This is a genomic window from Frisingicoccus sp., from assembly GCF_048388605.1.
Taxonomy (GTDB): Bacteria; Bacillota; Clostridia; order Lachnospirales; family Lachnospiraceae; genus Frisingicoccus.
In genome coordinates this window covers 81232-106272 of the sequence record NZ_DBGCTU010000030.1, presented here as the reverse complement: position 1 = coordinate 106272, position 25041 = coordinate 81232, and the positions used below count along the sequence as shown (strand labels likewise).

Sequence of the window (25041 nt, the reverse complement as noted above, 5' to 3'; positions counted from 1 at the left end):
AGGATTTTATAATGAAGAACACAACATTAGTGATTATGGCGGCCGGTATCGGAAGTCGTTTCGGCGGCGGCATTAAACAGCTGGAGCCGATGGGGCCAAATGGGGAAATCATTATGGATTACTCAATCTATGATGCGAAAGCGGCAGGCTTTAACAAAGTAGTGTTTATACTGCGAAAGGATATTGAAGAAGATTTCCGCCAGATCATCGGCCGGAGAATTGAAAAGGTGATCGATGTGGAATATGTCTTCCAGTCTCTGGATGATCTTCCGGAAGGCTTTAAGGCACCGGCAGACCGGAAGAAACCGTGGGGAACGGGTCAGGCGGTTCTCTGCTGCAAGGGCGTTGTAAATGAGCCTTTTGCAGTGATCAATGCGGACGATTATTACGGCAAGGAAGCTTTCAAAAAGGTTCATGATTATCTGGTCAGCGGCGGCACGACGGATAAAGAATATGATATGTGTATGGCCGGATTTATCCTGAAAAATACATTAAGCGATAACGGTGCGGTGACCCGCGGCGTTTGTGTTGTGGATGAAAACGACTATCTGGCAGAAGTTGTGGAGACCGGCGGTCTCAGAATGACGGCGGAGGGCACGATCGTCCATGAGGACAACGGCTCTGATATGGTGATCACGCCGGAGCAGCATGTGTCCATGAATATGTGGGGCTTTACACCGGGCTTTTTGAAGGAACTGGAAACCGGATTTTCCGCATTTTTATCTGAGATTCCGGAGGGTGAGGTTAAGAAAGAATATTTGCTGCCTACCATCGTGGATAATATGATCAAAGGCGGAAAGGCTTCCGTGAAGGTACTGGAAACTCAGGATAAATGGTTTGGCGTAACTTATAAAGAGGATAAAGACAGCGTTGTGGCAGCATTTAAAAAACTGATTGCCGACGGCGTATATCCGGCAGATCTTTGGGGTTAAGAAAGGAATACAGGTATGAATCCGGCGGCATTAATGAAGCTTGTGAATGCTAAGAATAAATTCGTAGATAACCATCCGAAGTTTACGGCATTTTTAAGCGCTATGTATTCAAGAGGATTTGAAGCGGGAACTGTGATTGAAATTACGGTGACACATCCGGGAGAAGGACCGGTGACCTCAAATATTCGGGTTCAGGAGTCCGATCTGGAGCTGCTTCAGAGTCTTAAAGATCTGGCAAATTGAGAAAATTTTTCAGTATTAAAAAGATGAAACAGAATATAAGATAAAAATATCGCGGCAGATGAAGGACATCTGCCGCGGTTCTTTTTAAATCTCAAGATATTTTTGGGCTTCCTTATACACTTCTTCCCAGTTGATCAAATGAAACCAGTTGGCAACATAATCCTTTCTGAGATTTTTGTATTTCAGATAGTAGGCATGTTCCCAGACATCCACGTTGAGGATCGGCATATAACCGTTGGAAATCGGGTTGTTCTGGTTTGGCGTTTTAACTACTTCCAGTTTTTTATCCGGGTTGACCGTCAGCCAGGCATAGCCGGAGCCGAACTGATTCATGGCATTTTCAGTCATAATTTCCACAAATTTTTCATAGGAACCGAAAGCCTCGGTCAGATAAGGCTCCATCGGGTTTTCATTTACCGGAGGATGAAGCAGGCGGAAGAACATTTGATGATTGTAAACGCCGCCGGCATTATTCATCACTGCCTGGCGGATATCTTCCGGCAGATCATCCAGATTTGTGAGCAGATCTTCCAGTGTCCAATTCTGATACTGAGGATAATCTTTTAAGATATTGTTTAAATTATCGACATAGGTTTTTAAATGCTTGTCATGATGATAATGAAGCGTCTCTGCATCCATGTAAGGCTCCAGGGCATCATAATCATATGGCAGCGGCATCAGATCAAAGGGATACGTTTGTTTCATATTAAAAGCCTCCTGTTTTATAATCTTCCGATAGTATATGCATTTAAATAAAAAAAATACCTTATCGTGCGAGGCCTGAATGGATATGTCTTAATTTAATCCATGCTCCCGGAACGGAAGCCTTCTAAGTCCAGCGTGATGTATCTGAAGCCGAGATCCTTCATAGCTTTTACGATCCCTTCATGTTGTTCCATAAACCGGTTAAAATCTTTTTTATCAATTTCTATTCTCAGCACAGGGTCGTGGAAGCGAAGGCGGACATTATAAAAGCCGAGGTCCCTCAGCCATGCTTCTCCCCGGTGAAGCCTGTCGAGTAATTCATAATCAAAAGGCGTGTCATAGGGAAGCCGGGTGGCCATACAGGGGGTCGATGGCTTGCCGGCGGTGGAAAGTCCCGCCTCGGCGGCAAGCTTTCGAATGTCGGCCTTTGTCAGCCCGCAGTCGATGAGCGGACTGTGGACGCCGGCTTCACGGATGGCCCGGAGGCCCGGGCGGTAAACCTTTGTGTCATCCACATTCGAGCCTTCGCAGAAAAAGGTATATCCGGCCTCCTGCCCGGTCTGCAGCAGTGACCGGAAAAGCAGCGATTTGCACAGGTAGCAGCGGTTTTTCGGGTTTGCCACAATGCGGCTGTCGGAGAATTCGTCGATTTCAATAATACGATGCAGGGCGCCCAGTGAGCGGGCGAGGGCCTCAGCCTCGGCGGTGTCACCCTGCGGGTGAAGCCGGGTCGCAAAGGTCACAGCCAGAATCGGTTTGCCGGAATCGGCGGCCCTGGCGGCCCGGCAGGCAGCAGCGAGGAGCACGCTGCTGTCTACACCGCCGGAAAAAGCCATGCAGATTCCCTCATCCACATGGGGAATAAAATAGTCGATTAAAGTTTTCATTTGTTTTCCCCTTCCGGCAGGGCCTTTTTGCAGTCGATCGCTTTGTGTTCAGCCATTGTGCCGGAGCGGCTGCCGTACATATCGTAGGCAATCGTTTTAATGATAGTGTAGACCTCCGGGAAACTCAGATGATTCTTTTCGGCGATAGCTGCCACATCGTCATTTTCCGGATAAGCGTAGATATGCCCTTTCCAGGTGGAATATTTTACATGGGCTTTGCCCCAAGGGGTGTCGATAGCCCGGATCTCCCTCGGGAGAATTGTTCGTTCTACAGGATATTTCCGCAGGCCGATCGTTGTTGTGTGAGTAAAGAGAACATCTTCCATCCTTGCGATCAGAGACTCCCGGCAGAGAACGGTGAGAATTATTCCCGGGCGGTTTTTCTTCATATATATCGGGACGGTGTAAACGTCCTGGGCTCCGGCTTCAAAAAGCTGGTTGAAGGCAAAGGCGACAGCCTCTCCGGAACAATCATCCAGGTTGGCTTCTATCTTCCAGATAGGTTCCAGATCCACCTCACGTTTGGCGGAACCAAGCTCGCGATCCTTCGGTTTGACAGTGGCCGGACGTTTTTCTGTGTTCAAGGCGATTTCAAAGCCTACCGGCGAGGCGGCGTCATCCGATATGGCATTGTCCGGCGCCGCGTCCAAATCCTCGATGAGCATTGCCCGGAGGATACTTGCTTTTTCATATTCCCGCTTGCCGGCCCCGATACCGGTTTTAATAATGCGGAAATGTTCCGGAAGTTTTCGGCCGCAGCCCAGTGCGGCGGCGATGGCAGCCCCTGTCGGCGTGACAAATTCTCCCTGAATATTCATAAGGTGTATCGGAAGCTGATAAGTCGATACAATATTGGCAACCGCCGGAACCGGAATCGGCAGGATACCGTGCTGGCAGCGAACCGTTCCCTGTCCTTCATACAGTTCGGAGACAATCACATCTTTAATGTCTAAAGCATCCAGGCAAACAGCCAGCGCCGCAATATCGACAATGGAATCCACCGCGCCGACCTCATGAAAATGAACTTCATTCAGCGGTTTATTGTGAGCCTTTGCCTCGGCTTCGGCAATAATCTGGAAAATTTTTAAAGCGGTGACTTTCGCCTGGCGGGTAAGGCCGCTGCTGTTGATAATGGCCTGAATACTCTCCAGATTCCGATGTGTATGTCCATGCTCATGGGAATGTTCATGCTCGTGGGAATGTCCATGCTCATGGGGATGTTCATGGGAATGTTCATGCTCATGATGATGTTCATGAACGTGCTCATGGTGAGGATTTCCGTGGAGATATTCCATGTCATGATCATGGTTTGCATGGGCATCATCCAGAATGACATCAAAGTCGCAGGCATCGATGCCGGATTTATTTACCCGTGATATTTTTACTTTATAACCGTCTAAATGGAGGCTGTCTAAGGCCTTTAAAAGGCGGTCGTGCTCAACGCCCAGGTCGATCAGAGAAGCAACGGCCATATCGCCGCTGATACCTGAGAAACATTCAAGATATAACGTTTTATTTCGCATAATAATTACCCCTTTCCTGCCAGTGTACTTTTTAAGTGCATGGATAAATATTAACATAAAAACCGGCGGAGGGCAACTTAACAGCCAATGCCGGTGGCTGCCAGAAAAGTGCAGGTAGATGTGGAGCGGTTCTGATTGCTAAAACAGCCTTTTTCTACTATGATTGGTAGTGAAAAGGTCAACTGGGAGAAAAGATATGGAGACACCAGATAGAGATAATGAAAAAAAGTAAAACTACCAACAAAAGAAAAACTACAAAAAATTTAGATTTGATTGTGGATTATGCGATATCTACAGATTCTGTTGTGATAATAAACAAGGAATCCGGGATATGCAGAGTCAGCTTAAGGATGGGAACAGGCTCCTGAAGCTGGACTTCGGCAACACGGATTTGATGGTCTAGAAGCAGAAACTTCTGGCCCATGTTATTAGTGAAACAAAAGAGAAACTAGATGCCTTGAAGCTGGCAGGTCAGCATGCAAATAACGCACTGACGAGAGAGGAGAATAGTCAGAACCAGCATGATGTGCTCCAGAGGGAAATTGTGGAGACGGAAAGTCACTTTGCAGGAATTTTGATAATATTAAAGGTACAGAATATACTATTGACAAAAAGAAAAGTTTGTAGTACGTTTGTATTACAAATGGGAGGTGGCACTATGGCTAAAGAAGCGACATTACAGGTTCGAATGGATGCGGATCTGAAAGAAAAGGCAGAAGCTTTATACCGGGAATTGGGGACTTCTTTTGCGGAGGCAGTACGGATTTTTGCGAAACAAAGCGTGTTGGAAAATGGGATGCCATTCGTGATATCTGCAAACCACAGAAACACATATGGCAGGCTTTCTAAATATGCAGATCCGGTAAAAAGGGAGCAGGAGGAAGGCGCATATGAGAGGGCAATGGTAGAAAAGTATGAAAAAGTTGATTGATACAAATGTGATCCTGCGATATCTTCTTGGAGATCATCCCAAAATGTCGGAAGAGGCAAAAAAGGTAATTGAAGACGGAGCATTTACGCTGCCCGAAGTTCTTGCAGAAGTGGTATATGTTCTGAAAGGTGTATATCAGGTGGAACGCACAGAAATAGCAAAAACGCTGATTGAATTTCTGGATGAAATCAGTATTGATAATCAGGAAACTATGTGCGAAGCACTGTCATTATTCTCAGAAACGTCTCTTGATTTTGTGGACTGCATTCTGATAGCCAGACACAGGATATTGGGGGATGAAGTCATAAGTTTTGATAAAAAACTGAATAGGATGCTGTAGGAATATTGCAGAAGCACTTTGTATACCCATTCGGGCATCCCGGATGTCAGATGCTACGCATGGGCGCGCTACGTCAAGCTCCGCGCGATAAGGTATACCCATTCGGGCATCCCGGATGTCAGATGCTACGCATGGGCGCGCTACGTCAAGCTCCGCGCGACAAAGTATGGGATATTCCGGCGAAGGGAGTAGAAAACATGGAAGATAAAAAAACAATATATTCATTTGAAGATTTTAAACATATCATGGCACGGCTCCGGGCGGAGGACGGCTGTCCGTGGGACCGGGTGCAGACCCATCAAAGTCTGAGAGACGGCATGCTTGAGGAAGCCTATGAGGTTGTGGAGGGCATTGACATTTATCAGGAGACCGGGGATGACAGCAATCTCTGTGAGGAATTGGGAGATGTGCTGATGCATATTGTTCTGCATGCCCGGATTGCCGAAGAAGAGGGACGATTTACGATGGATGACGTTATTCAGGGCATTTCAGAGAAAATGATCCATCGGCATCCTCATGTTTTCGGCACGGTGAAGGCGGATACGCCGGAACAGGTGTTGGACAACTGGGAGGCGATTAAGCAGGAGGAGAAGCATGAAGAAACGATCACCCAGGGAATGAAACGGGTGGCCAAATCCCTCCCTGCAAATATGCGGGCGGCGAAGGTTCAGAAGAAGGCGGCCAAAGTGGGTTTCGATTTTGAAGATTACCGTCAGGCGGCCGGAAAGGTGACCGAAGAACTTCAGGAGGTTATGGAGGCTGCGGAAAAAGGGCGGCCGGAGGATGTCTTTGAGGAATTTGGAGATTTAATGTTTTCAGTCCTTAATTTGTCCCGCTTTTTAAACGTAAATGCTGAAAATGCCTTGACAAATGCAACGGAAAAGTTTATAAATAGATTTGAATATATTGAGGGAACTGCTGAAAAGCGTGGGTTGAGACTCAAACATATGACCATCGATGAGATGGACGAACTTTGGAATGAAGTTAAACATCGGAAAGATGTTGATGTTTAAAGAAAGGGAATTTTAAGGAGGAGTATTAAGAATGAACAAAACAGAATTAATTGCAGCAATTGCGGAACAGGCAGAATTATCCAAGAAAGACGCAGAAAAGGCAGTAAAGGCTTTTGTAGATATTGTTGGTGAAGAACTTAAAAAAGGTGAGAAGGTTCAGATGGTTGGTTTTGGAACATTTGAAGTCAGCGAAAGACCTGCCAGAGAAGGAAGAAATCCTCAGACTGGTGAATCCATGACGATCGAAGCATCCAAAGCTCCGAAATTCAAAGCCGGTAAAGCTTTAAAAGACCTTGTAAACAACAAATAATCCGATGCGTTTAGATAAGTTTTTAAAGGTTTCCCGGTTGATTAAGCGCCGGACGGTGGCCAATGAAGCCTGTGATGCGGGAAGGGTATCTGTGAACGGCAAGGTGGCCAAGGCCGGAGTCGGAGTGAAAGCGGGAGACATCATTGAAATCAGCTTTGGAACCCGAAACGTCAAAGTCGAAGTGCTTAATGTTGCGGAGACGGTGCGTAAGGAAGAAGCAAAAGAAATGTTCAGGTATTTATAAGAATATTATATCGGGCCTTTCCATATATTTAGATTAACTTAACGTAATCTGAGTATGTGGGGAGGCTTTTTTATGGATGAAAGGCTTGGGGGGAAAAATCATAAGCTGTCGCTGTTCAATCGAAGCAATGCCCAGATGACAGGGGTGCTGGATGTCCTTTCCTTTGATACGAACGAGATTGTTATGGATACGGAGGAGGGCCTGTTAATGATCCGGGGTGAAGACCTGCATGTAAATCATCTGACCCTGGAGAAAGGCGAGGTGCATATCGACGGCCATGTGGACAGTCTGATCTATTCAAATAGTCAGAAGCTTCCTAAAAATCCTGAAAAGGGTTTTGGACGTCTGTTCCGTTAGCCGATGAGTGCGGAGGTTCAAAGCCAGTTTTATCTGTTTTTTATGGCCGTTTTCTGGGGGATAGGCATGTGCCTGATTTATGATGGATTTCGAATCCTGAGAGAGCTTATCCGCCATTCCCTGTTCTGGATAAACACGGAGGATATATTTTATTGGGCGGCGATGACCATTCTTTTGTTTTATCTTTTGTTCACATATAATCGGGGGGAGATCCGAAGCTTTACGATCGCCGGGCTGCTTGTTGGGAGTATTTTTTATCTGAAAACCATAAGCCCTGTGTACAGGGCGATAATTTGTTGGATATTGAAGCCTTTTTTTCGGTTGTTTTCCGGGATTTTGTCTCTTTTAAGAAAATTTCGAAAGAATTCGGAGAATAACCATTGAAATATTTTGAGGAAAAAGGTACAATGTTAAACATAAATGACTATTCATTTATTATGAAAATTTCAGGTGGAGAGATATGGCAAATAAAACAGTAAGACGAAGAGTTCGGCGGCGTAATCACGGCGGGATGGCAGTTATTGCCTGCGTTGTTCTTATATTATGCGTTGTTCTTATGTATAACAGTTTTAAACTGAAGGATAAATTGGATGGATATAGAACGTCTGTGGATGAGCTTCAGACACAGATTGAGGAGCAGACCGAATTGAAAGCTGCTCTGGAGAATAAGGAAACTTATATGAACTCGGATGAGTATTATAAAGAGCTGGCCAGAGAAAAGCTTGGTTTGGCGGGGCCGGATGATATTATCTTTAAGAAGAATCAGGAATAGCGGACGGCAAATGTCGATGGATTGTGGGCAATAAGGATGTCCTTCCGACATAGGATGTTAATGTCTGAAGACAGGCACTTGTGGGAGGGATAAAAATGAAACGAGTCCATATTCGGCAATGGATGGTCATACTGCTGAGCGGCTTTTTGCAGCAGCCGGTATCCGGGATGATGAATCCGTTTGGGATAGCCTATTTTGGCGCGGCGTACATGTGGCCGGAGCACCGCAGTCTGCTGCCGGTGATATCACTTATAGGTATGGCGGCGGGAATACCGCAGAACATGCTGCTAAAATATTTGGGCATATTGATCGGCATTATGCTCATAACTTATATACTGGAATGGAAAAAGGCTTGGGTCAGCCAGCATGAAATGCTACTGATGTTAAGTCTTTTAATTTTATCCGCCGACATAGGCTACGGGCTGGCCCGGGAGGGAGTTACTTTGGAAGCCGCGGTGCGCCAGCTGAGATTCGGGGCCATAGAGGCAGTTTTTGGAGCTGCTGCTTTTGCCCTGTTTTACAATATTATGAAAGTTTTTCTGAAAGAGACCGCCAGAGAAGTCCCGATGGCGGAGGAGGAAAATGAGGAAAACTTTATCCGGTGCCGGTTGGGAGATATGGCGGCATCTTTTCGGAAGCTGTCGCATATGCTGACTAATGAGATACCCGAAAAGGAAAGTTTGTCGGAGGGCGAGGTGGCACAGGCGTTTTCAGAGGTGACAGAAAACATGTGTGCGTCCTGCGGCCGGCGGGAGCACTGCTGGGAAAAAGAATATTATGATACATGTCATTCAGCTTATAATCTGCTCCATATATTTTCGGAACACGGGCAGGTGGAACGAAAACAGGTGCCGGCCAGCTTCCGGCGCCGATGTATAAATATTGACGGTTTTCTGAAAGAGACAAACCGGGTCATGCAGATGGCAAGTATGAATCTCCGATGGCAGAATCGGATCAATGAAAATCGTCTGGCCTTTGCCGGTCAGATGGGTGAGATTGCTGAAATTATGGACGACCTTTCCCTGGAGTTGTCTGAAAGAAAAGAGAATTCAAAAAAGCTTTCCGATGTACTTGTGCATAAGCTGGAAAAAAAGCGGCTGAAGATAAAAAAAATTTCAGTGACAGATGAGGGCAGTCATGGGCGGCGGCAGAAAATTTATCTGCTGGCCAGAGTCCGCCGGGGACGCTGTATGACGGTCAAAGAGCTGGCAGAGATCGTCAGTGAGACGGCGGGACAGCGGTTTATACCGGAAAAGGACAGCCCCGGCGTGGTGAGCCGCAAATTCAGTGTATATGAGCTGGTGGAAGACACCCGGTATCGAATCATTCAGGGGATAGCCCGACGGCCAAAGGAGGGCGAACCGGTCAGCGGGGATAGTTACGCTTTCATATATCTGGATTCGGGACAGGTTCTCATGTCCTTATCCGATGGCATGGGCAGCGGTGAAAAGGCAAAAGAGGAAAGTGAATTAATGATAAATCTTCTGGAACAGATGGTGGATACAGGGTTTGCCCGGCGTTCGGCGCTGAGGATGATCAATTCTGTGATGATGTTTCATGGGGACAGACAGTTGTTTTCTTCGATGGATCTGAGTGTTATAGATCTTTACAGCGGAATTTGTGAATTTATAAAAGTTGGCGCCTCCTCCACATTTATAAAGCGGGGAGAAAAAGTGGAATGTGTGACGTCGGGATCGCTTCCGATGGGCGTGTTTCCGGAGATGGACTGTGAAGGTCTCAGCAGAAATTTATTTGATGGCGATGTTATTGTTATGGTAACCGATGGAGTGATCAACCGTTTCAGTCATGGAAATGAAACCGTATGCGATCTGCTTTCGGAGATGGATCTGATAAATCCAAATGCAATGGCATCGGAGATTTTGAATGAAGCCCTGGATCAGCCGGGGGAAGTGCAGCAGGATGATATGACGGTTCTTGTTTGTACGATTTGTAAGAAGTCAGTGGCTGTGTTATGATGCGTTTATTGATTGGATATAGAAAAGGAGCGTTGGGAATGAATAATCTGGTGCAGAAAGTCAGTGAATATATGCAGGAATATCATATGGTGGAAGAAGGACAGAAAATCGTTGTCGGTGTTTCCGGAGGCGCGGATTCCATGGGATTGCTTGCGGTGCTGTATGAGCTGGCTGAATATTTTCATTTATCCCTTGTTGTTGTGCATGTGAATCACGGCGTCCGCGGACAGGCTGCCGATGGGGACCAGTCCTATGTGGAAGACGTCTGCAGGGAGAAGGATGTTCCGTGTTATAGTTTCCATGTGGATCTGAAGCGTTTTGCCCGGAAAGAGGGAATGTCCCAGGAGGAAGCGGGACGTTATTATCGTTACCAATGCTTTGAAAAAGTTCGCAGAGAGGTCGGGGCGCAGCGGATCGCGGTGGCCCATCAGCAGGAGGACACCTGTGAAACGGTGCTGTTTAACCTGTTCCGGGGGACCGGTCTCAAGGGGCTGACAGGAATTCCGCCGGTACGGGATGTGATCATAAGGCCGCTGCTGTGCGTCAGCCGGGGAGAAATTGAGAAATATCTTCAGGAAAAGGGAATAGCGTGGCGGACGGATGAAACGAACCTGACGGATGTCTATACAAGGAATAAAATACGAAATCATGTCCTTCCTTATATTCAGGAGAATATAAATCCTGCGGCGGGGCAGCATATACAGGAGATGGCCGGACTTTTGAAGGATATATCGGAGTATATCGACCGTCAGGGAGAACAGGGCTTTGACGCCTGTGTAACTGTGGGAAAGGATTCCTCCTGCGCCGCCATACACAGCGATGCCTTCCGCCGGCTGGATGTGGTCATACAAAGGGAAATTATCCGGCGCGCCATCGGCGTCGCCGCGGGGAAGCTAAAGGATGTGGAGCGAGAACATGTGGAGATGATACGCGGGCTTTTGGACAAACCTGTAGGCCGGAGATGCCATTTGCCTTATCAGCTCCAGGCGGTTCGTACCTATGAGGGCATTTCCATAAAAAGGGAGACGGCCGGAGAGGCGAAGCGGCCGGAGAGCATTTGCATCGATGTGAAAGCGCCGGGCAGTTACAGGCTTCCCGGACCGGGGATCGTTGTTGAACTGACTGTCAAAGAGACATTTAAAAATGAAGAAATTCCCATAAATCGGTATACGAAATGGTTTGATTATGATAAAATAAAGAATGGTCTGGCGGTGAGAACCCGGGAAAATGGGGACTTCATCACATTGGATGGGCAAGGCCACCGAAAGCTTCTGAAACGGTGGATGATCGATGAGAAAATTCCGAGAGATGAGCGGGAACAGATGCTGCTGCTCGCTGACGGAAGTCATGTTCTCTGGATCATGGGGCATCGGATCAGTGATAACTATAAAGTGACCGGCGGGACAAAGCGAGTGCTGGTCGCAGAGATAAAAGGAGAAAAGAGCAATGGAAGACAATATCAAAGTATTGTTAACGGAGAAAGAAGTCGATACCCGGATTCAAGAACTGGGTGAGCAGATTAGTAAGGATTATGCCGGAGAAGATGTACATTTGATCTGTGTGCTGAAGGGCGGCGTATTTTTCATGTGTGAACTGGCAAAACGGATTTCTGTGCCGGTATCTATGGACTTCCTTTCTGTGTCAAGTTATGGGAGCGGAACCGTTTCATCCGGCGCCGTAAAGATTATTAAGGATTTGGACGAGCCTCTGGAGGGCAAAAATGTATTAATTGTGGAAGATATTATCGACTCGGGAAATACACTCCACTATCTGGTGGAAATTTTATATAAGAGACAGCCGAAAAACATTCGTATCTGTACGCTTCTTGACAAACCGGAACGCCGTGTGGCAGATGTCCATGTGGACTATACCGGCTTCGTGATTCCAGACGAATTTGTTGTAGGTTATGGTCTGGATTATGATCAGAAATACCGTAATCTGCCTTTTATCGGATCTGTCGTATTTGATGAATAGGAGGTTGTCAGTTGAATAGAAAAAGAGGATTGGGAATCTGGCCGATCGTTCTGCTTGTTGTCGTTCTGGCTGTCGTTTTTTATGGCGATCTGCTGCTGGACACGGCCGGAAATTATACGTATCCGCAATTTCTGCAGGATATTGAAAACCGGTCGGATGACATCGAAAGAATTGCGATCATTCCGAATAACGAAGTGCCGACGGGGTCGCTGGAGGTTGCATGGAAAGAGGGCGGTACAACCCGGTGTTATGTCACTGATGTTAATGAAGTAAAGGCTATATTATTGGAACATGATCTGGAGAACTGGTTTGTCACGGATGCAAAGCGTGAGAACTGGCTTGAGAAGAATGCGGCGCCTCTTGGATTAGGTGTTGTATTCCTTGTATTTTTGTTTTCGTTCATCAACAGCCAGCAGGGCGGTTCGAATTCGAAGATGATGAATTTTGGCAAGAGCCGTGCCAAAATGTCGGATGAGACGGCTAAGGAGACGACCTTTAAAAAGGTTGCCGGATTGAAAGAGGAAAAAGAGGAACTTCAGGAAGTTGTGGATTTCCTCAAAAATCCGAAGCGTTACACCGAGTTGGGCGCGCGTATTCCGAAGGGAGTTATTCTTGTGGGCCCTCCGGGAACAGGTAAGACATTGCTGGCAAAAGCGGTGGCCGGGGAAGCGGGTGTGCCGTTTTTCAGTATTTCCGGCTCTGACTTTGTGGAAATGTTTGTCGGTGTGGGTGCTTCCCGTGTCCGTGATCTGTTTGAGGACGCCAAGAAGCATGCGCCATGTATTGTTTTTATAGATGAGATTGATGCGGTAGCCCGGCGCCGGGGTACGGGCATGGGCGGCGGCCATGATGAGAGAGAGCAGACATTGAATCAGCTTCTCGTGGAGATGGATGGTTTTGGTGTCAACCAGGGAATTATCGTTATGGCGGCGACAAACCGTGTAGATATTCTGGATCCGGCGATTTTGCGTCCGGGACGATTCGACAGAAAAGTCGGCATTGGCCGGCCGGATGTGGGCGGCCGCCGGGAGATTCTGGAGGTTCATACAAAAGGAAAGCCTTTGGGCGATGACGTGGATTTGGATCAGATTGCTCAGACAACGGCCGGATTTACCGGCGCTGATCTGGAAAATCTTATGAATGAAGCAGCCATTATGGCCGCAAAGGAGCGGCGTGCTTATATTATTCAATCGGATATTCAGAGGGCTTTTGTTAAGGTTGGCATCGGGGCTGAGAAAAAGAGCCGTATTATTTCCGATAAGGAAAAACGGATCACCGCCTATCATGAGGCGGGGCATGCCATTTTATTTCACCTGCTTCCGGATGTGGGACCGGTATATTCCGTATCCATTATCCCGACAGGGGTCGGCGCTGCCGGTTATACGATGCCGCTGCCGGAAAAGGATGAAATGTTCTATACAAAAGGCCGCATGATTCAGGATATTACAGTTGCCCTTGGCGGACGCGTGGCCGAGGAACTGATTTTCGATGATATTACGACCGGGGCTGCTCAGGATATTAAGTCGGCGACCCGGACAGCGCGGGCGATGGTTACCCAGTATGGAATGTCGGATGAGGTTGGTTTGATCAATTATGGCGGGGATGACGACGAAGTATTTATTGGACGGGATCTGGCCCATACAAAAGCCTACGGCGAGGGCATTGCCACGGTGATTGACCAGGAGGTTAAGCGCATTGTGGATGAATGTCATGAGCAGGCCAGAAAGATTATTAATGAGCACAGGGATGTTCTTGAAAAATGTGCCCGGCTGCTTCTTGAAAAAGAAAAGATCGGAAGAGAAGAGTTTGAGGCGCTTTTTGAAACGGGCGAGGCGAATTATACAAAATAGCAGGCTTTTTTGCCTTTAAAGTGAATAAAATGACGATAAGGTATAGAAAATACTTGCAAATTGCATAAAAACACATTTGAAAAAAAATCATGTTTGTTAACATTTATTTCACATGTGACGCTATAATAAAGAACGTAAACCCCCCCAATACATTATATAGTTTTTTGTTACACCCCATAAGAAACAAAAAATACCTTCTCCGAAAAAGGACAGCAGAACGAAAGGCTGTCCTTTTTTCATGCCTTTTTGTATGAAGCTTGACGAGATTTTAACTTGAGTTTATTATATATATGTAATATGTGATGAATGGAGAAGGCGCCATGATTTTTGGGATGAATGAAGTGGAATGCAGTCAGGCGGAAAAAAGATATTTATATTTAAAACATGTGAAGCCGGTAATTTTAAAAGACGCCTTATTTGCCGATGGGACTGCGGATTATGTACAGATATTGAATGACAAGGTGCGCTTGCGTTTCAGGACAGGAAAAAACAATGCAGGCACGGTTTTTTTGCGGATGGGTATGGCCAGACTGCCGATGCGGAAAGTGGAGACGGCGGGGCTCTTTGATTTTTATCAGATTGAAATTCCCTGTCCGGAGGAGAGTATGTCGTATTGCTTTGAGATAGTTTCGGGCAAGATGGTCTTATATTACAATAAAAATGGTGTGCAGAGTGAGCATCAGGATTATTATGATTTTAAGTTTATTCCGGGTTTTCAAACGCCGGACTGGGCAAAGGGCGCGGTTTTTTATCAGATTTTTGTGGACCGTTTTTATAATGGCGATCTGACAAATGATGTGGAGGACAGGGAATATATTTATATTCAGAAATATACAAGGAAGGTCCGGGATTGGAACAGTCTGCCGGAGGCCTATGATGTCTGCCGGTTTTACGGTGGTGATCTGCAGGGCGTTATGGATAAGCTGGATTATTTGCAGGGCCTGGGCGTTGATGTCATCTATTTGAATCCGATTTTTGTCTCCCCGTCCAATCATAAATATGATATACAGGATTATGATTATGTGGACCCTCATTATGGAAAAATCGTTTATGACGTCGGCGATTGTCTGAATGAGGGAGAGATGAATAATGATCAGGCGACAAGGTATATTTCCAGGGTAACAGATAAGGCCAATCTGGAGGCGAGCAACGCTCTGCTTGTGCGGCTGATCCAGGAGATTCACAGCCGGGGTATGCGGATCATTCTGGATGGGGTCTTCAATCATTGCGGTTCGTTTAATAAATGGATGGACAGGGAACGCATCTACGATAAAAACCCGGATTATGATAAAGGGGCTTATGTCAGCGGGGACAGTCCGTATCGGAATTTCTTTTCCTTCCACAGCGAAAACTGGCCGAATAATGCGGATTATGACGGCTGGTGGGGGCATGAGACGCTGCCGAAATTAAATTATGAAGGTTCAAAGGAGCTTTATGAATATATTCTCGGCGTGGCCCGGAAATGGCTGCTGCCGCCATTTAATATTGACGGCTGGCGTTTGGATGTGGCTGCGGATTTGGGATTGAGCCAGGAATTTAATCATCGATTCTGGAAAGATTTCCGGAAAGCTGTAAAGGAAGTCAATCCGGATGCCCTTATTCTGGCGGAGCATTATGGCGACCCGTCCTCCTGGCTTCAGGGGGATGAATGGGATACGGTGATGAACTATGATGCCTTTATGGAGCCGGTGACTTGGATGCTGACCGGCGTTGAGAAGCACAGTGATGATTATCGCCCGGATCTGTACGGCAATTCGGATGCCTTTCGGAGTGCCATGAATTATCATATGAGTGCATTTCACAGCGAATCTCTGTATGTGGCGATGAATGAACTTTCAAATCACGATCATTCGAGATTTTTGACCCGCACCAATCACCGGGTAGGGCGGATCGGCACTGTGGGAACTGCGGCTGCCGGCGAGAATATCAATTACGGTATTTTCCGGGAGGCTGTACTTCTGCAAATGACATGGCCGGGAGCGCCGACGATTTATTATGGCGATGAAGCCGGCTTGTGCGGATGGACGGATCCGGATAACCGCCGGACTTATCCGTGGGGCGCGGAAAATAAAGGTCTGATCGCTTTTCATCGGGATCTGATCCGGATTCATAAGGAAAATCAGGTGTTAAAGACGGGGTCTTACCGTTTCCTTGCCGGCGGTTATCAATGGCTGGCGTTTGGACGGTTCAGCCGGGATGAGCAGTTTGTGACCATTTTAAATAATGATGAACAGGATAAAGAGATTCGGATTCCGGTATGGATTTTGGGCGTGCGGAGCGATGCCCAGATGGTGACTTTGATGCGGACGAATGAAGCCGGTTATTATACAAATGAAATGATGTATCCGGTTCAGCGGGGTTATCTTTGCGTTTCCATGGAGAGGTACAGCGGATTGCTTCTCAGGGCAAAAAACAGGGGAAGACGCTAAAAAAATACTTGCATTTTGAAGAGACATATGTTAAATTAATATACTGTCAGGACAACTGTGGATGGATTCCCGAGTGGCCAAAGGGGGCAGACTGTAAATCTGTTGTCGACGACTTCGAAGGTTCGAATCCTTCTCCATCCACTCAGCCGGCGTGGCGGAACTGGCAGACGCACAGGACTTAAAATCCTGCGATCCTAACCGATCGTACCGGTTCGATTCCGGTCGCCGGCACTCTGCAAAAGTGAGAGAAACGTTGAATTTACAGCGTTTCTCTTTTTTTGTACAATTTTGTACAAAAAAGGTTGAGTCATCATTGAGTCACTGAAGTGCCGATATACCCATTCGGGCATCCCGTATGTCAAATGCTTCGCATGGGCGTGCTCCGTCAGGCTGCGCACGATAAGGTATATATAATGAAGATATCTTACAAGCTTTTTGAAAAAAACGAAAATACAATAAGAATATCTTTTTAAAAAGTTTGTTGGAGGTAGTGGCGGAAAATGGATATTCAAAATGAAAAATGTGTTATGGTGATTGACGAAAATCTTCCTGTAGGCTTGATTGCGAATACGGCGGCCATAATGGGAATAACTCTGGGAAAGTTTCTGCCGGAGGTTGTTGGCGAAAACGTATTAGACGATAGTTTGTATGAACATTTGGGGATCATAGAATTTCCGGTGCCGATTCTCAGGGCATCATCTGGAAAGATAAAAGAAATCCGGGAAAAGTTATACGAATCCGAATATAAAGATTTAACGGTTGTCGATTTTTCGGATTTGGCGCAGAAATGTAAAACCTATGATGAATTTACAGAGAAGATGTCGGAAACGTCGGAGAAGTCGCTGAGTTATCTGGGAATTGCTCTCTGCGGCGCCAAGAAGAAAGTGAATAAATTAACAGGAAGTATGCCGTTGCTGCGTTAAAAAGCGGCATTTTTCTTTTATATGAATGAAAAGTCTCTTTGTGGTTAAAAATACCTTGTAACAAGGAGGCATATTATGAAAGATAAAGTATTTGGTGTTTTGCAGCGCGTCGGGCGTTCCTTCATGCTTCCGATCGCGCTGCTTCCGGTCGCCGGTTTATTGCTGGGTATCGGCGGTTCTTTTACAAATGAAACTATGTTAAATGCCTACGGCCTTATGGGAATTATGGGTCCGGGGACTTTATTGTATGCTGTATTTACAGTAATGAAACAGGCGGGGGACATTGTTTTTGCAAATCTTCCGATTTTATTTGCCATGGGCGTGGCAATTGGTATGGCCCGGCGTGAAAAAGAGGTTGCCGCTTTGGCCGCCGCTGTTGCTTTTTTTATTATGCACGCGTCGATCAGCGCAATGATTACGATTAACGGCGGCACGGAAAATCTTCTGGCCGGCGCATCTGCTTCGGTAGTCGGCATTACGTCGCTCCAAATGGGCGTTTTTGGCGGAATTATTGTCGGCCTGGGTGTGGCGGCGCTGCATAATCGTTTTTATCAGATTGAACTGCCGCAGGTATTATCCTTCTTTGGAGGCACCCGTTTTGTACCGATTATTTCTGCGCTGGTCTATACGCTCGTGGGGATTTTGATGTACTATATCTGGCCGCCGATACAGGGAGTCATTTACAGTGTGGGCAATGTGGTACTCAATTCAGGCTATGTCGGCACCTGGATTTACGGAATTATGGAACGGGCCCTGATTCCTTTTGGTCTGCATCATGTTTTTTATCTGCCATTCTGGCAGACAGCCGTCGGAGGCACGATGGAAGTTGGCGGACGGCTGGTTGAAGGCGCTCAGAACATTTTCTTTGCCCAGTTGGCGGACCCTTCTGTGGAAAAGTTTGCCGTGTCAGCCACCCGGTTTATGTCGGGAAAATTCCCGCTGATGATCTTTGGACTTCCGGGAGCGGCTCTGGCGATGTATAAAACGGCCCGACCGGAAAAACGAAAAGCGGTTGAAGGACTTTTACTGTCGGCGGCTTTGACTTCCATGCTGACAGGAATCACAGAGCCTCTCGAGTTTACCTTTTTATTTGTGGCTCCGGCCCTGTATGCGATTCACTGTGTTCTTGCCGGTGCAGCCTATATGCTCATGCACATTTTTAATGTCGGCGTGGGTATGACCTTTTCCGGCGGTTTTATAGACCTTTTCCTGTTTGGAATTCTGCAGGGAAATGCAAAAACAAATTGGATATGGGTTGTTATTGTCGGCATCGTATATTTTATTGTTTATTATTTTTTGTTTACTTTCCTGATTCGGAAGTTTGATCTGAAAACGCCGGGGCGTGAAATATCCGATGAAGTGAAACTATACCATCGAAGTGATGTGGATAAGAAACGCCGGGGCGGAAAAAGGGAAGGTATAAGAGACGGCGGAGCCCTGAACAGCGGTAATACATCCGGAGGAAGCGCGTCCGGCGGTATGTCAGAAAATGATGAAATCTCGGCCAGAATCTGTGACGGCCTTGGCGGGCGGGATAATATTTCCGATGTGGATTGCTGCGCCACCCGCCTTAGGTGCACGGTCTATCAGTCCTCAAAAGTTAAAACAGATGTGCTGAAATCAACAGGGGCTTCCGGCGTTATTCAGAAAGGCAACGGGGTGCAGGTGATTTATGGGCCGAGAGTTACCGTTATTAAATCCCATCTGGAAGATTATCTGGAGAAAATGTCGGAGCCGGGAAACCCACAGCCATCTCCGTCGGCCAAATCAGAATCGGAAACAATTGTTATTGCCAGCCCATATACGGGAATTGCGGAGGATATTCACAAAGTCCCGGATGAAGGCTTTGCCAGCGGTGCGGTTGGGGATGGAGCCTTTGTTGAATTGACAGGCCCGGATATTGTGGCCCCGGCCGATGGAACGGTATCGTTTGTTTTTGATACCCGTCATGCTTTGGGATTTAAAACTTTGAGCGGCATTGCCCTGCTGATCCATGTGGGGATTGATACGGTATCTCTGAACGGTGAAGGTTTTGAGGTGCGGGTTAAAGAAGGAGATCTGGTTAAAAAGGGCGAACCACTGATGCGGGTTGATCTGAATTATATCCGACAGCACGCGCCGTCGCTGGCTTCTCCGATCGTTTGCACTGAGCTTGATGAAAACAGTCAGGTGCGGCTGCTTCACAGCGGCCCGATTAAAGCCGGAGAAGACTTATTCCAGGTTCAGATTGAAAAATAGATAAAATTTGTATTGAGGGTGTCCCAAAAGGGATGCCCTCTGTATATATGGATGAAAGACAAACAAAGAAAAATAAAATTCGGAAAAATAAAGCAGAATGCTTGACAAAAATACTTCAAAATGGTAATATATCTTCGTTGCTGTTAAAGGATAACCTTTGGTTGCAGCTTCATTTGCCCAGATAGCTCAGTCGGTAGAGCAGAGGACTGAAAATCCTCGTGTCACTGGTTCGATTCCGGTTCTGGGCACGCGGGTGTAGTTCAATGGTAGAACACCAGCCTTCCAAGCTGGATACGTGGGTTCGATTCCCATCACCCGCTGTACAACCAAATATTATATTATGCGCGAGTGGCTCAGTGGTGGAGTATCGCCTTGCCAAGGCGAGGGTCGCGGGTTCGAATCCCGTCTCGCGCTTTTTTTATTGCAAAAGGTGTATATTGTTAAAAAATAGTCGGATAATGTCGAAGTTCCCCGATACATTGTATTTGTATCCGGGGATTTTTTGCGTTACAATCATTTTATCTTAAGAACATTTCTGTGATATATCACTTAATCTTTCTAATTAGAAATCCCATTGTTTTTTTGAGAAATACTCGCTATAATAGAGGAGAGGTGTGAATGGAACACGAATTTAAAAGAAAATCATTAAAAGAATTGAACCTTACAAGTCGCTTTCTATTTGATGCTGTTATGGAGGACAAAGAAATTCATCAAGATGTTCTGAGTATCATTTTTGGGCGGAAAATTTCTACTATTATTCAAAATGAAACTGAGAAAGAGGCACGATTGTCACCTTTGATTCGTTCTATACGTATGGATGTATTTGCCCTGGATGATGAGCAGACTGTTTATAATACGGAAATGCAGGATGAGCAGAGGAGTGATTTGGCGAGGCGCAGCCGATATTATCAGGCTCTTTTGGATACATCGTTATTGGAACCGGGAATTCCAAATTACAACGTATTAAATAACTCTTACATTATTGTCATCCTGTCATTTGATCTGTTTGGCTATGGAAAATATCAATATACATTTTTACCTCAGTGCCAGGAAGTGCCGGGATTACAGTTGGAAGACGGTGCAACCCGAATTTTTCTGAGTACGGAGGGGAAGAATGGGGATGAGGTATCCGAAGAGTTAGTAGAGTTCCTGCATTATGTAAAGAATTCAACAGATGAAGTGGCGGCAAAATCTCAAAGTGAAAGAGTCCGGCGGCTTCATCAGCGAGTGTGTAAGGTGAAAGCCAGTGAGGAAGTAGGTGTGCGTTACATGCAGGCATGGGAAGAGAGGTATTATGACAGGGAAAAGGGGCGCAGCGAGGGAAAGCTGGAAGGAAAACTGGAAGATGCCCTGAATATGCGGAAAGAAGGTCTTTCAGATGAAATGATTATGCGTATCACGAAGCTTACAGAAGAAGAGATGAGAAAGATAACAGAATAGCAGATATTTTTTGGAGACAAAGGAATAATTTCCATTGTCTCCATTGTTTTTTTACGCTATTGTACAAGTTGTCAAAAGTTATTTAATTAACAAGAAAAATTTATAGACAATTTGAATAAAGGGTGCTATAATATCAGCATAACGCTGGTAGAACCGGTAGAACCGGGGAAAACCAAATTTAACCAAAGAAAGGGAGAGGGTTATGTTATTACAAGTTATTCTCGCACTTATACCTATTGCATGGCTGATCATCTCTATGACAGCTTTTAAAATGTCAGGTTTCAATGCCTGTGGTATAGGTCTCATCATTACAGCAGTTGAATGTCTGGCTGTATATGGTATGTCAATCGGTGAGGTTGGCACAGGCGCATTAGAAGGCGCTTTGGCTGCTATCTGGCCAATCGGTATCATTATGTTTGGTGCTATGTTCGTATACAATCTGAGTATACGTACAGGCGGTATGGATGTTATCAAGAACATGCTGGCATCTGTTTCCAATGATAAACGTGTTGCAGCGTTGATCCTTGGATGGTGTTTCGGTAACTTCATGGAAGGTATTGCAGGTTTTGGTACAGCCGTTGCTATTCCGGCAGCCATGATGGTAGGTCTTGGATTTGATCCGATCGCTTCCGCTGTTATCTGTTTGATCGGTAATGCAGCATCTCCTGCATTCGGTGCTATCGGTACACCGACAATCAGTGCTTACAACACAGCAGGTTTTGAGGCTATGGGAATTGATATGATTCCTTTATCTGCGAACACTTCTCTGTTGCTTGCAGGTTTGTGTATTCTGTCTCCATTCATCATTGTATGGTTGGTTGGCGGATCACCAAAAGCATTGAAGGGTGTTATGCCTATTACGATCGTATCCGTAGTATCCTTCTATGTACCATTTTATGCGATTTCCGCATTTGTCGGTCCTGAACTTTCCGTTACGATCGGCGCTATCATTTCCTTAGTAGCCGTTGTTATTATGGGACGTAAGTCCAATGGTGATATTCCGGAAGAGTATCTGCTGGAGAAGAAGGAAGATATGACAAGCGGAGCTTCTGACAAGCCTCAGATGAGCGTAGCAAAAGCATGGATTCCTTATGTTTTGATCGTTATCTTCATCCTTGGTTCTTCCAAGCTGGTTCCTCCGATCAACCAGGCTTTAGGCGGAATTAAATCAACAGTTACTATTTATTCAGGTGAGAATCCTGGAGCATTATCCTTCGCATGGATCAATACACCGGGTGTGTGGATGTTCATCGCCGGTATTATCGGTGGTTTGATTCAGGGCGCAAGCATTGGCGACATTGGCGCTGAATTTGTTGCAACAATTAAGAAATACTGGAAAGCTGTAGCAACGGTAGTATTTATCGTAGCAATCGCTAAATTGATGGGTTATGCCGGCATGGTTACAAAACTTGCTAATGGTTTGGTAGCTCTGACAGGCGGCTTCTATCCATTCATCGCTCCGATCATCGGTGGTATCGGATGCTTCGTTACAGGTAGTGCAACATCTGCTTGTGTTATGTTCGCAAAACTGCAGACAGAGATTGCCGGACAGTTGAACATTGACCCTGCATGGCTGGTAGCTGCAAACTCCGCAGGTGCAACCGCAGGTAAGATGATTTCCCCACAGAGTATCGCAATGGCCGCTGCCGCTATCAGTGTGGCCGGTTCCGATGGTAAGATCATGAGCGCAACACTTAAATGGTGTGTTCTGTATCTGCTTATCCTTTGCGTATGCTGCTATGTTGGTGTTGTTCTTTAAATAAAAAAGCTATTAAGAGCATATAAAGCATACATGTTAGAAATGGCATCAGTGTGTGGTACATACTGGTGCCATTTCAAATAGAAATAAAAAATGGGCTTAGTTTATATCCCGTATGCCAGATGCTGCGCGGGGTAAGGTATAAATCTTGAGGAAGGAGGGGAAACCGGGTGGATTACCTGTATACAGATATATATAAAAAGCTGGAAGAGAGAATTAAGGGCATGTCGGTGGGAGAAAAGCTTCCGTCGGAGCGGACGATGGTTCAGGAATATGGCGTCAGCCGAAATGTTCTGAGAGAAGCCCTGGTACTGCTGGGAGACAGAGGGCTGATCGAGATTCGACCGGGCAAGGGTTCCTATGTAACGGATAAACAGAAGGCCCGCTTTGCAAAGCATTTTGAGAGTATCCTGGATGAGGACCGTCACAGTCAGATGCAGGTACTTGAGGTTCGGGAGATTCTGGAACTGGCGATGTTTGAAAAGGCTGCGCTGAATGCGGATGAGGACGATATTGAAGCCATGGAGAAAATCTATGAGCAGATGGAGAAAAATCTCAATGAAAAGACCGGGTATGGAAACCTGGATTTGAAACTTCATATGCAGATTGCAAAGGCAACGCATAATGAAATTTTTCCGATTCTCGTACACACGCTGTATGAATCCAGCGGCCAGAGGATCATGTTGATGGAAGATCTGTTCCCTGAATCCATGAAATCGATTCATCGGGATCATTTAGGGATTATTGAGGCGATTAAACGCCGGGATGTGAAAGCTGTCAAGAAAGTCGGGAAGCGTCATTTTGATGTGGACCGTTATATGCTTCTTTCGATGAATGAGCTTGAAGAAAATCCAAAATAAAGGTAGAATAAAAAGGTGTTTTCAAAGAAGAATCGGGCATAGACCTCCGTCGCGGTTCTTTCGGAGAAGGCGCCTTTTATTTATTATATATATAAAACCTGTAATGGTATGAAAGGGAGGAAAACTATGGGATTGAATCAGACTCCGGCGGCAAACCGGGTGCATATAGGTTTTTTTGGAAAGAGAAACGCTGGAAAATCCAGCCTTGTCAATGCGGTAACAGGCCAGTCGCTGGCCATTGTTTCGCCGGTAAAAGGGACGACAACGGATCCGGTATATAAAACAATGGAATTGCTGCCGATCGGCCCGGTAATGATCATTGATACGCCGGGGATTGATGATGAAGGTCAATTGGGCCGGGAACGGGTAAAAAAGACGCGGCAGGTCTTAAATAAAACAGATGTAGCCGTGCTTGTCGTTGATGCGCAGGCGGGTATGAGCGATGTGGATGAAGAGATGATTCATTTGTTTGAAGAAAAAGAGATTCCCTATGTGATCGCTCTGAATAAAAGTGATCTGTGCGCAGTATGTTCTTTTGGAGCGGATGACCCGCGTATTTGGGTCAGCGCAAAAGATGGGGCAGGGGTATATAACCTGAAGGAAAAAATTGCTCATCTGGCTGTGAAAGAGGTGCCAGAACAACGGATTGCAGCGGATTTGCTCAAGCCGGATGACTTTGTTGTTTTGGTTGTGCCGATCGATTCGGCGGCGCCGAAGGGACGGCTTATTCTGCCTCAGCAGCAGACCATCCGCGATATACTGGAAGCAGATGCCGTTTCCATTGTCGTTAAAGATACGGAATTGAAGCAGACGCTGAAGATGCTGGGAAAGAAGCCGAAAATGGTCATTACGGACAGTCAGGCATTTAAGCGGGTGGCGGAGGATACTCCGGAGGATATTTTATTAACTTCCTTTTCCATTCTTTTTGCCCGTTATAAAGGGAATCTTGAATCGGCGGTACGGGGCGTCAGCGCTTTGAACCAATTAGAGGCGGGAAATAAAATACTTATATCTGAGGGCTGTACCCATCATCGTCAGTGCGATGATATAGGGACGGTAAAAATACCGCGCTGGATCAAGGAATACACAGGGAAAGATTTTCAATATGAATGGAGTTCAGGGACGGAGTTCCCGGAGAATTTAAAGGACTATGGACTGATTGTTCATTGCGGCGGCTGTATGCTGAATGAGCGGGAAATGAAATACCGGCAGAAATATGCGGGAGAGCAGGGAATCCCGATGACTAATTATGGAATCCTTATTGCTCAGACCCAGGGGATTTTAAGACGAAGTCTGGAACCGTTTCCGGATATCCGAAGATTGTTGGAAGCGTAG

Annotated in this window: 24 protein-coding genes and 5 tRNA genes; 26 read left to right on the top strand and 3 right to left on the bottom strand. The window is 46.2% G+C overall.

The features are described 5' to 3' along the window. Positions 1–11 precede the first annotated feature (11 nt). Complete coding sequence (locus tag ACMN7X_RS07545; protein WP_418746853.1) at positions 12–932, top strand: nucleotidyltransferase; 921 nt, start codon at positions 12–14, stop codon at positions 930–932. A gap of 15 nt (positions 933–947) precedes the next feature. After that, positions 948–1175 (top strand): hypothetical protein, encoded by a 228-nt coding sequence (locus ACMN7X_RS07540; RefSeq protein WP_418746852.1) that lies wholly within the window; start codon positions 948–950, stop codon positions 1173–1175. An 84-nt stretch (positions 1176–1259) separates the two neighbouring features. On the opposite strand, the gene ACMN7X_RS07535 is transcribed toward ACMN7X_RS07540, so the two are convergent. From ACMN7X_RS07535 to larC, 3 genes are all read right to left on the bottom strand, one after another. Beyond that, positions 1260–1880, bottom strand: coding sequence for a superoxide dismutase (locus ACMN7X_RS07535; protein ID WP_418746851.1), 621 nt, complete (start codon positions 1878–1880; stop codon positions 1260–1262). 95 nt (positions 1881–1975) lie between these two features. Further along, entirely contained in the window at positions 1976–2767 is a 792-nt protein-coding gene (gene larE / locus ACMN7X_RS07530) for an ATP-dependent sacrificial sulfur transferase LarE (RefSeq protein WP_418746850.1), read from the bottom strand. Then, a complete protein-coding gene (gene larC / locus ACMN7X_RS07525; RefSeq protein ID WP_418746849.1) occupies positions 2764–4290 on the bottom strand; it encodes a nickel pincer cofactor biosynthesis protein LarC in 1527 nt (508 codons plus the stop codon). The genes larE and larC overlap by 4 nt, the downstream gene beginning before the upstream one ends. Before the next feature lie 658 nt (positions 4291–4948). On the opposite strand from larC, the gene ACMN7X_RS07520 reads away from it, so the two are divergent. The 24 genes from ACMN7X_RS07520 (at position 4949) to hydF (ending at position 25041) form a co-directional block, all read left to right on the top strand. Then, on the top strand, positions 4949–5221 hold the full coding sequence (locus ACMN7X_RS07520) for a type II toxin-antitoxin system RelB/DinJ family antitoxin (protein ID WP_418746848.1): 273 nt from the start codon (positions 4949–4951) through the stop codon (positions 5219–5221). Next, positions 5205–5561 (top strand): PIN domain-containing protein, encoded by a 357-nt coding sequence (locus ACMN7X_RS07515; protein ID WP_418746847.1) that lies wholly within the window; start codon positions 5205–5207, stop codon positions 5559–5561. Before ACMN7X_RS07520 ends, ACMN7X_RS07515 begins: the two co-directional genes overlap by 17 nt. Before the next feature lie 197 nt (positions 5562–5758). Beyond that, positions 5759–6574, top strand: coding sequence for a nucleoside triphosphate pyrophosphohydrolase (gene mazG / locus ACMN7X_RS07510; protein ID WP_418746846.1), 816 nt, complete (start codon positions 5759–5761; stop codon positions 6572–6574). A gap of 31 nt (positions 6575–6605) precedes the next feature. Then, the gene (locus ACMN7X_RS07505) at positions 6606–6884 is read left to right on the top strand and encodes an HU family DNA-binding protein (protein ID WP_418746845.1); all 279 of its coding nucleotides are present in this window, start codon (positions 6606–6608) and stop codon (positions 6882–6884) included. A 4-nt stretch (positions 6885–6888) separates the two neighbouring features. Next, positions 6889–7128, top strand: coding sequence for an RNA-binding S4 domain-containing protein (locus ACMN7X_RS07500; protein ID WP_418746844.1), 240 nt, complete (start codon positions 6889–6891; stop codon positions 7126–7128). 72 nt (positions 7129–7200) lie between these two features. Beyond that, positions 7201–7485: a sporulation protein YabP gene (yabP, locus tag ACMN7X_RS07495; RefSeq protein ID WP_132090222.1), complete on the top strand. Its 285-nt coding sequence runs from the start codon at positions 7201–7203 to the stop codon at positions 7483–7485. 3 nt (positions 7486–7488) lie between these two features. After that, complete coding sequence (gene yabQ / locus ACMN7X_RS07490; protein ID WP_418746843.1) at positions 7489–7869, top strand: spore cortex biosynthesis protein YabQ; 381 nt, start codon at positions 7489–7491, stop codon at positions 7867–7869. Positions 7870–7945: 76 nt separating this feature from the next. After that, entirely contained in the window at positions 7946–8257 is a 312-nt protein-coding gene (locus tag ACMN7X_RS07485; protein WP_418746842.1) for an FtsB family cell division protein, read from the top strand. A 95-nt stretch (positions 8258–8352) separates the two neighbouring features. Continuing rightward, positions 8353–10233 (top strand): SpoIIE family protein phosphatase, encoded by a 1881-nt coding sequence (locus ACMN7X_RS07480; RefSeq protein WP_418746841.1) that lies wholly within the window; start codon positions 8353–8355, stop codon positions 10231–10233. Between the two features lie 38 nt (positions 10234–10271). After that, positions 10272–11747, top strand: coding sequence for a tRNA lysidine(34) synthetase TilS (gene tilS / locus ACMN7X_RS07475; RefSeq protein ID WP_418746840.1), 1476 nt, complete (start codon positions 10272–10274; stop codon positions 11745–11747). Beyond that, positions 11680–12207, top strand: coding sequence for a hypoxanthine phosphoribosyltransferase (gene hpt / locus ACMN7X_RS07470; protein WP_418746839.1), 528 nt, complete (start codon positions 11680–11682; stop codon positions 12205–12207). The genes tilS and hpt overlap by 68 nt, the downstream gene beginning before the upstream one ends. A gap of 11 nt (positions 12208–12218) precedes the next feature. Further along, positions 12219–14057 (top strand): ATP-dependent zinc metalloprotease FtsH, encoded by a 1839-nt coding sequence (gene ftsH, locus ACMN7X_RS07465; protein ID WP_418746838.1) that lies wholly within the window; start codon positions 12219–12221, stop codon positions 14055–14057. Positions 14058–14377: 320 nt separating this feature from the next. Then, complete coding sequence (locus ACMN7X_RS07460) at positions 14378–16486, top strand: glycoside hydrolase family 13 protein (RefSeq protein WP_418746837.1); 2109 nt, start codon at positions 14378–14380, stop codon at positions 16484–16486. A 59-nt stretch (positions 16487–16545) separates the two neighbouring features. Then, positions 16546–16627, top strand: a tRNA-Tyr gene (locus tag ACMN7X_RS07455). A 4-nt stretch (positions 16628–16631) separates the two neighbouring features. After that, positions 16632–16717: transfer RNA gene (locus ACMN7X_RS07450), tRNA-Leu, on the top strand. A gap of 269 nt (positions 16718–16986) precedes the next feature. Next, a complete protein-coding gene (locus ACMN7X_RS07445; RefSeq protein WP_418746836.1) occupies positions 16987–17409 on the top strand; it encodes a DUF2000 domain-containing protein in 423 nt (140 codons plus the stop codon). A gap of 75 nt (positions 17410–17484) precedes the next feature. Beyond that, positions 17485–19647, top strand: a complete 2163-nt coding sequence (locus ACMN7X_RS07440; RefSeq protein WP_418746835.1) for a glucose PTS transporter subunit IIA — start codon at positions 17485–17487, stop codon at positions 19645–19647. A gap of 175 nt (positions 19648–19822) precedes the next feature. After that, positions 19823–19895 (top strand) — tRNA-Phe (locus ACMN7X_RS07435). Between the two features lies 1 nt (position 19896). Further along, positions 19897–19967 (top strand) — tRNA-Gly (locus ACMN7X_RS07430). Between the two features lie 22 nt (positions 19968–19989). Next, positions 19990–20061, top strand: a tRNA-Gly gene (locus ACMN7X_RS07425). 204 nt (positions 20062–20265) lie between these two features. Next, on the top strand, positions 20266–21087 hold the full coding sequence (locus ACMN7X_RS07420) for an Rpn family recombination-promoting nuclease/putative transposase (protein WP_418746834.1): 822 nt from the start codon (positions 20266–20268) through the stop codon (positions 21085–21087). Positions 21088–21289: 202 nt separating this feature from the next. Next, a complete protein-coding gene (locus ACMN7X_RS07415) occupies positions 21290–22846 on the top strand; it encodes an L-lactate permease (RefSeq protein WP_418746833.1) in 1557 nt (518 codons plus the stop codon). A 170-nt stretch (positions 22847–23016) separates the two neighbouring features. Then, positions 23017–23706 carry a FadR/GntR family transcriptional regulator gene (locus ACMN7X_RS07410; protein ID WP_418746832.1) on the top strand — a complete coding sequence of 230 codons (690 nt, stop codon included), beginning with the start codon at positions 23017–23019 and terminating at the stop codon, positions 23704–23706. A gap of 126 nt (positions 23707–23832) precedes the next feature. After that, on the top strand, positions 23833–25041 hold the full coding sequence (gene hydF, locus ACMN7X_RS07405) for a [FeFe] hydrogenase H-cluster maturation GTPase HydF (protein WP_418746831.1): 1209 nt from the start codon (positions 23833–23835) through the stop codon (positions 25039–25041).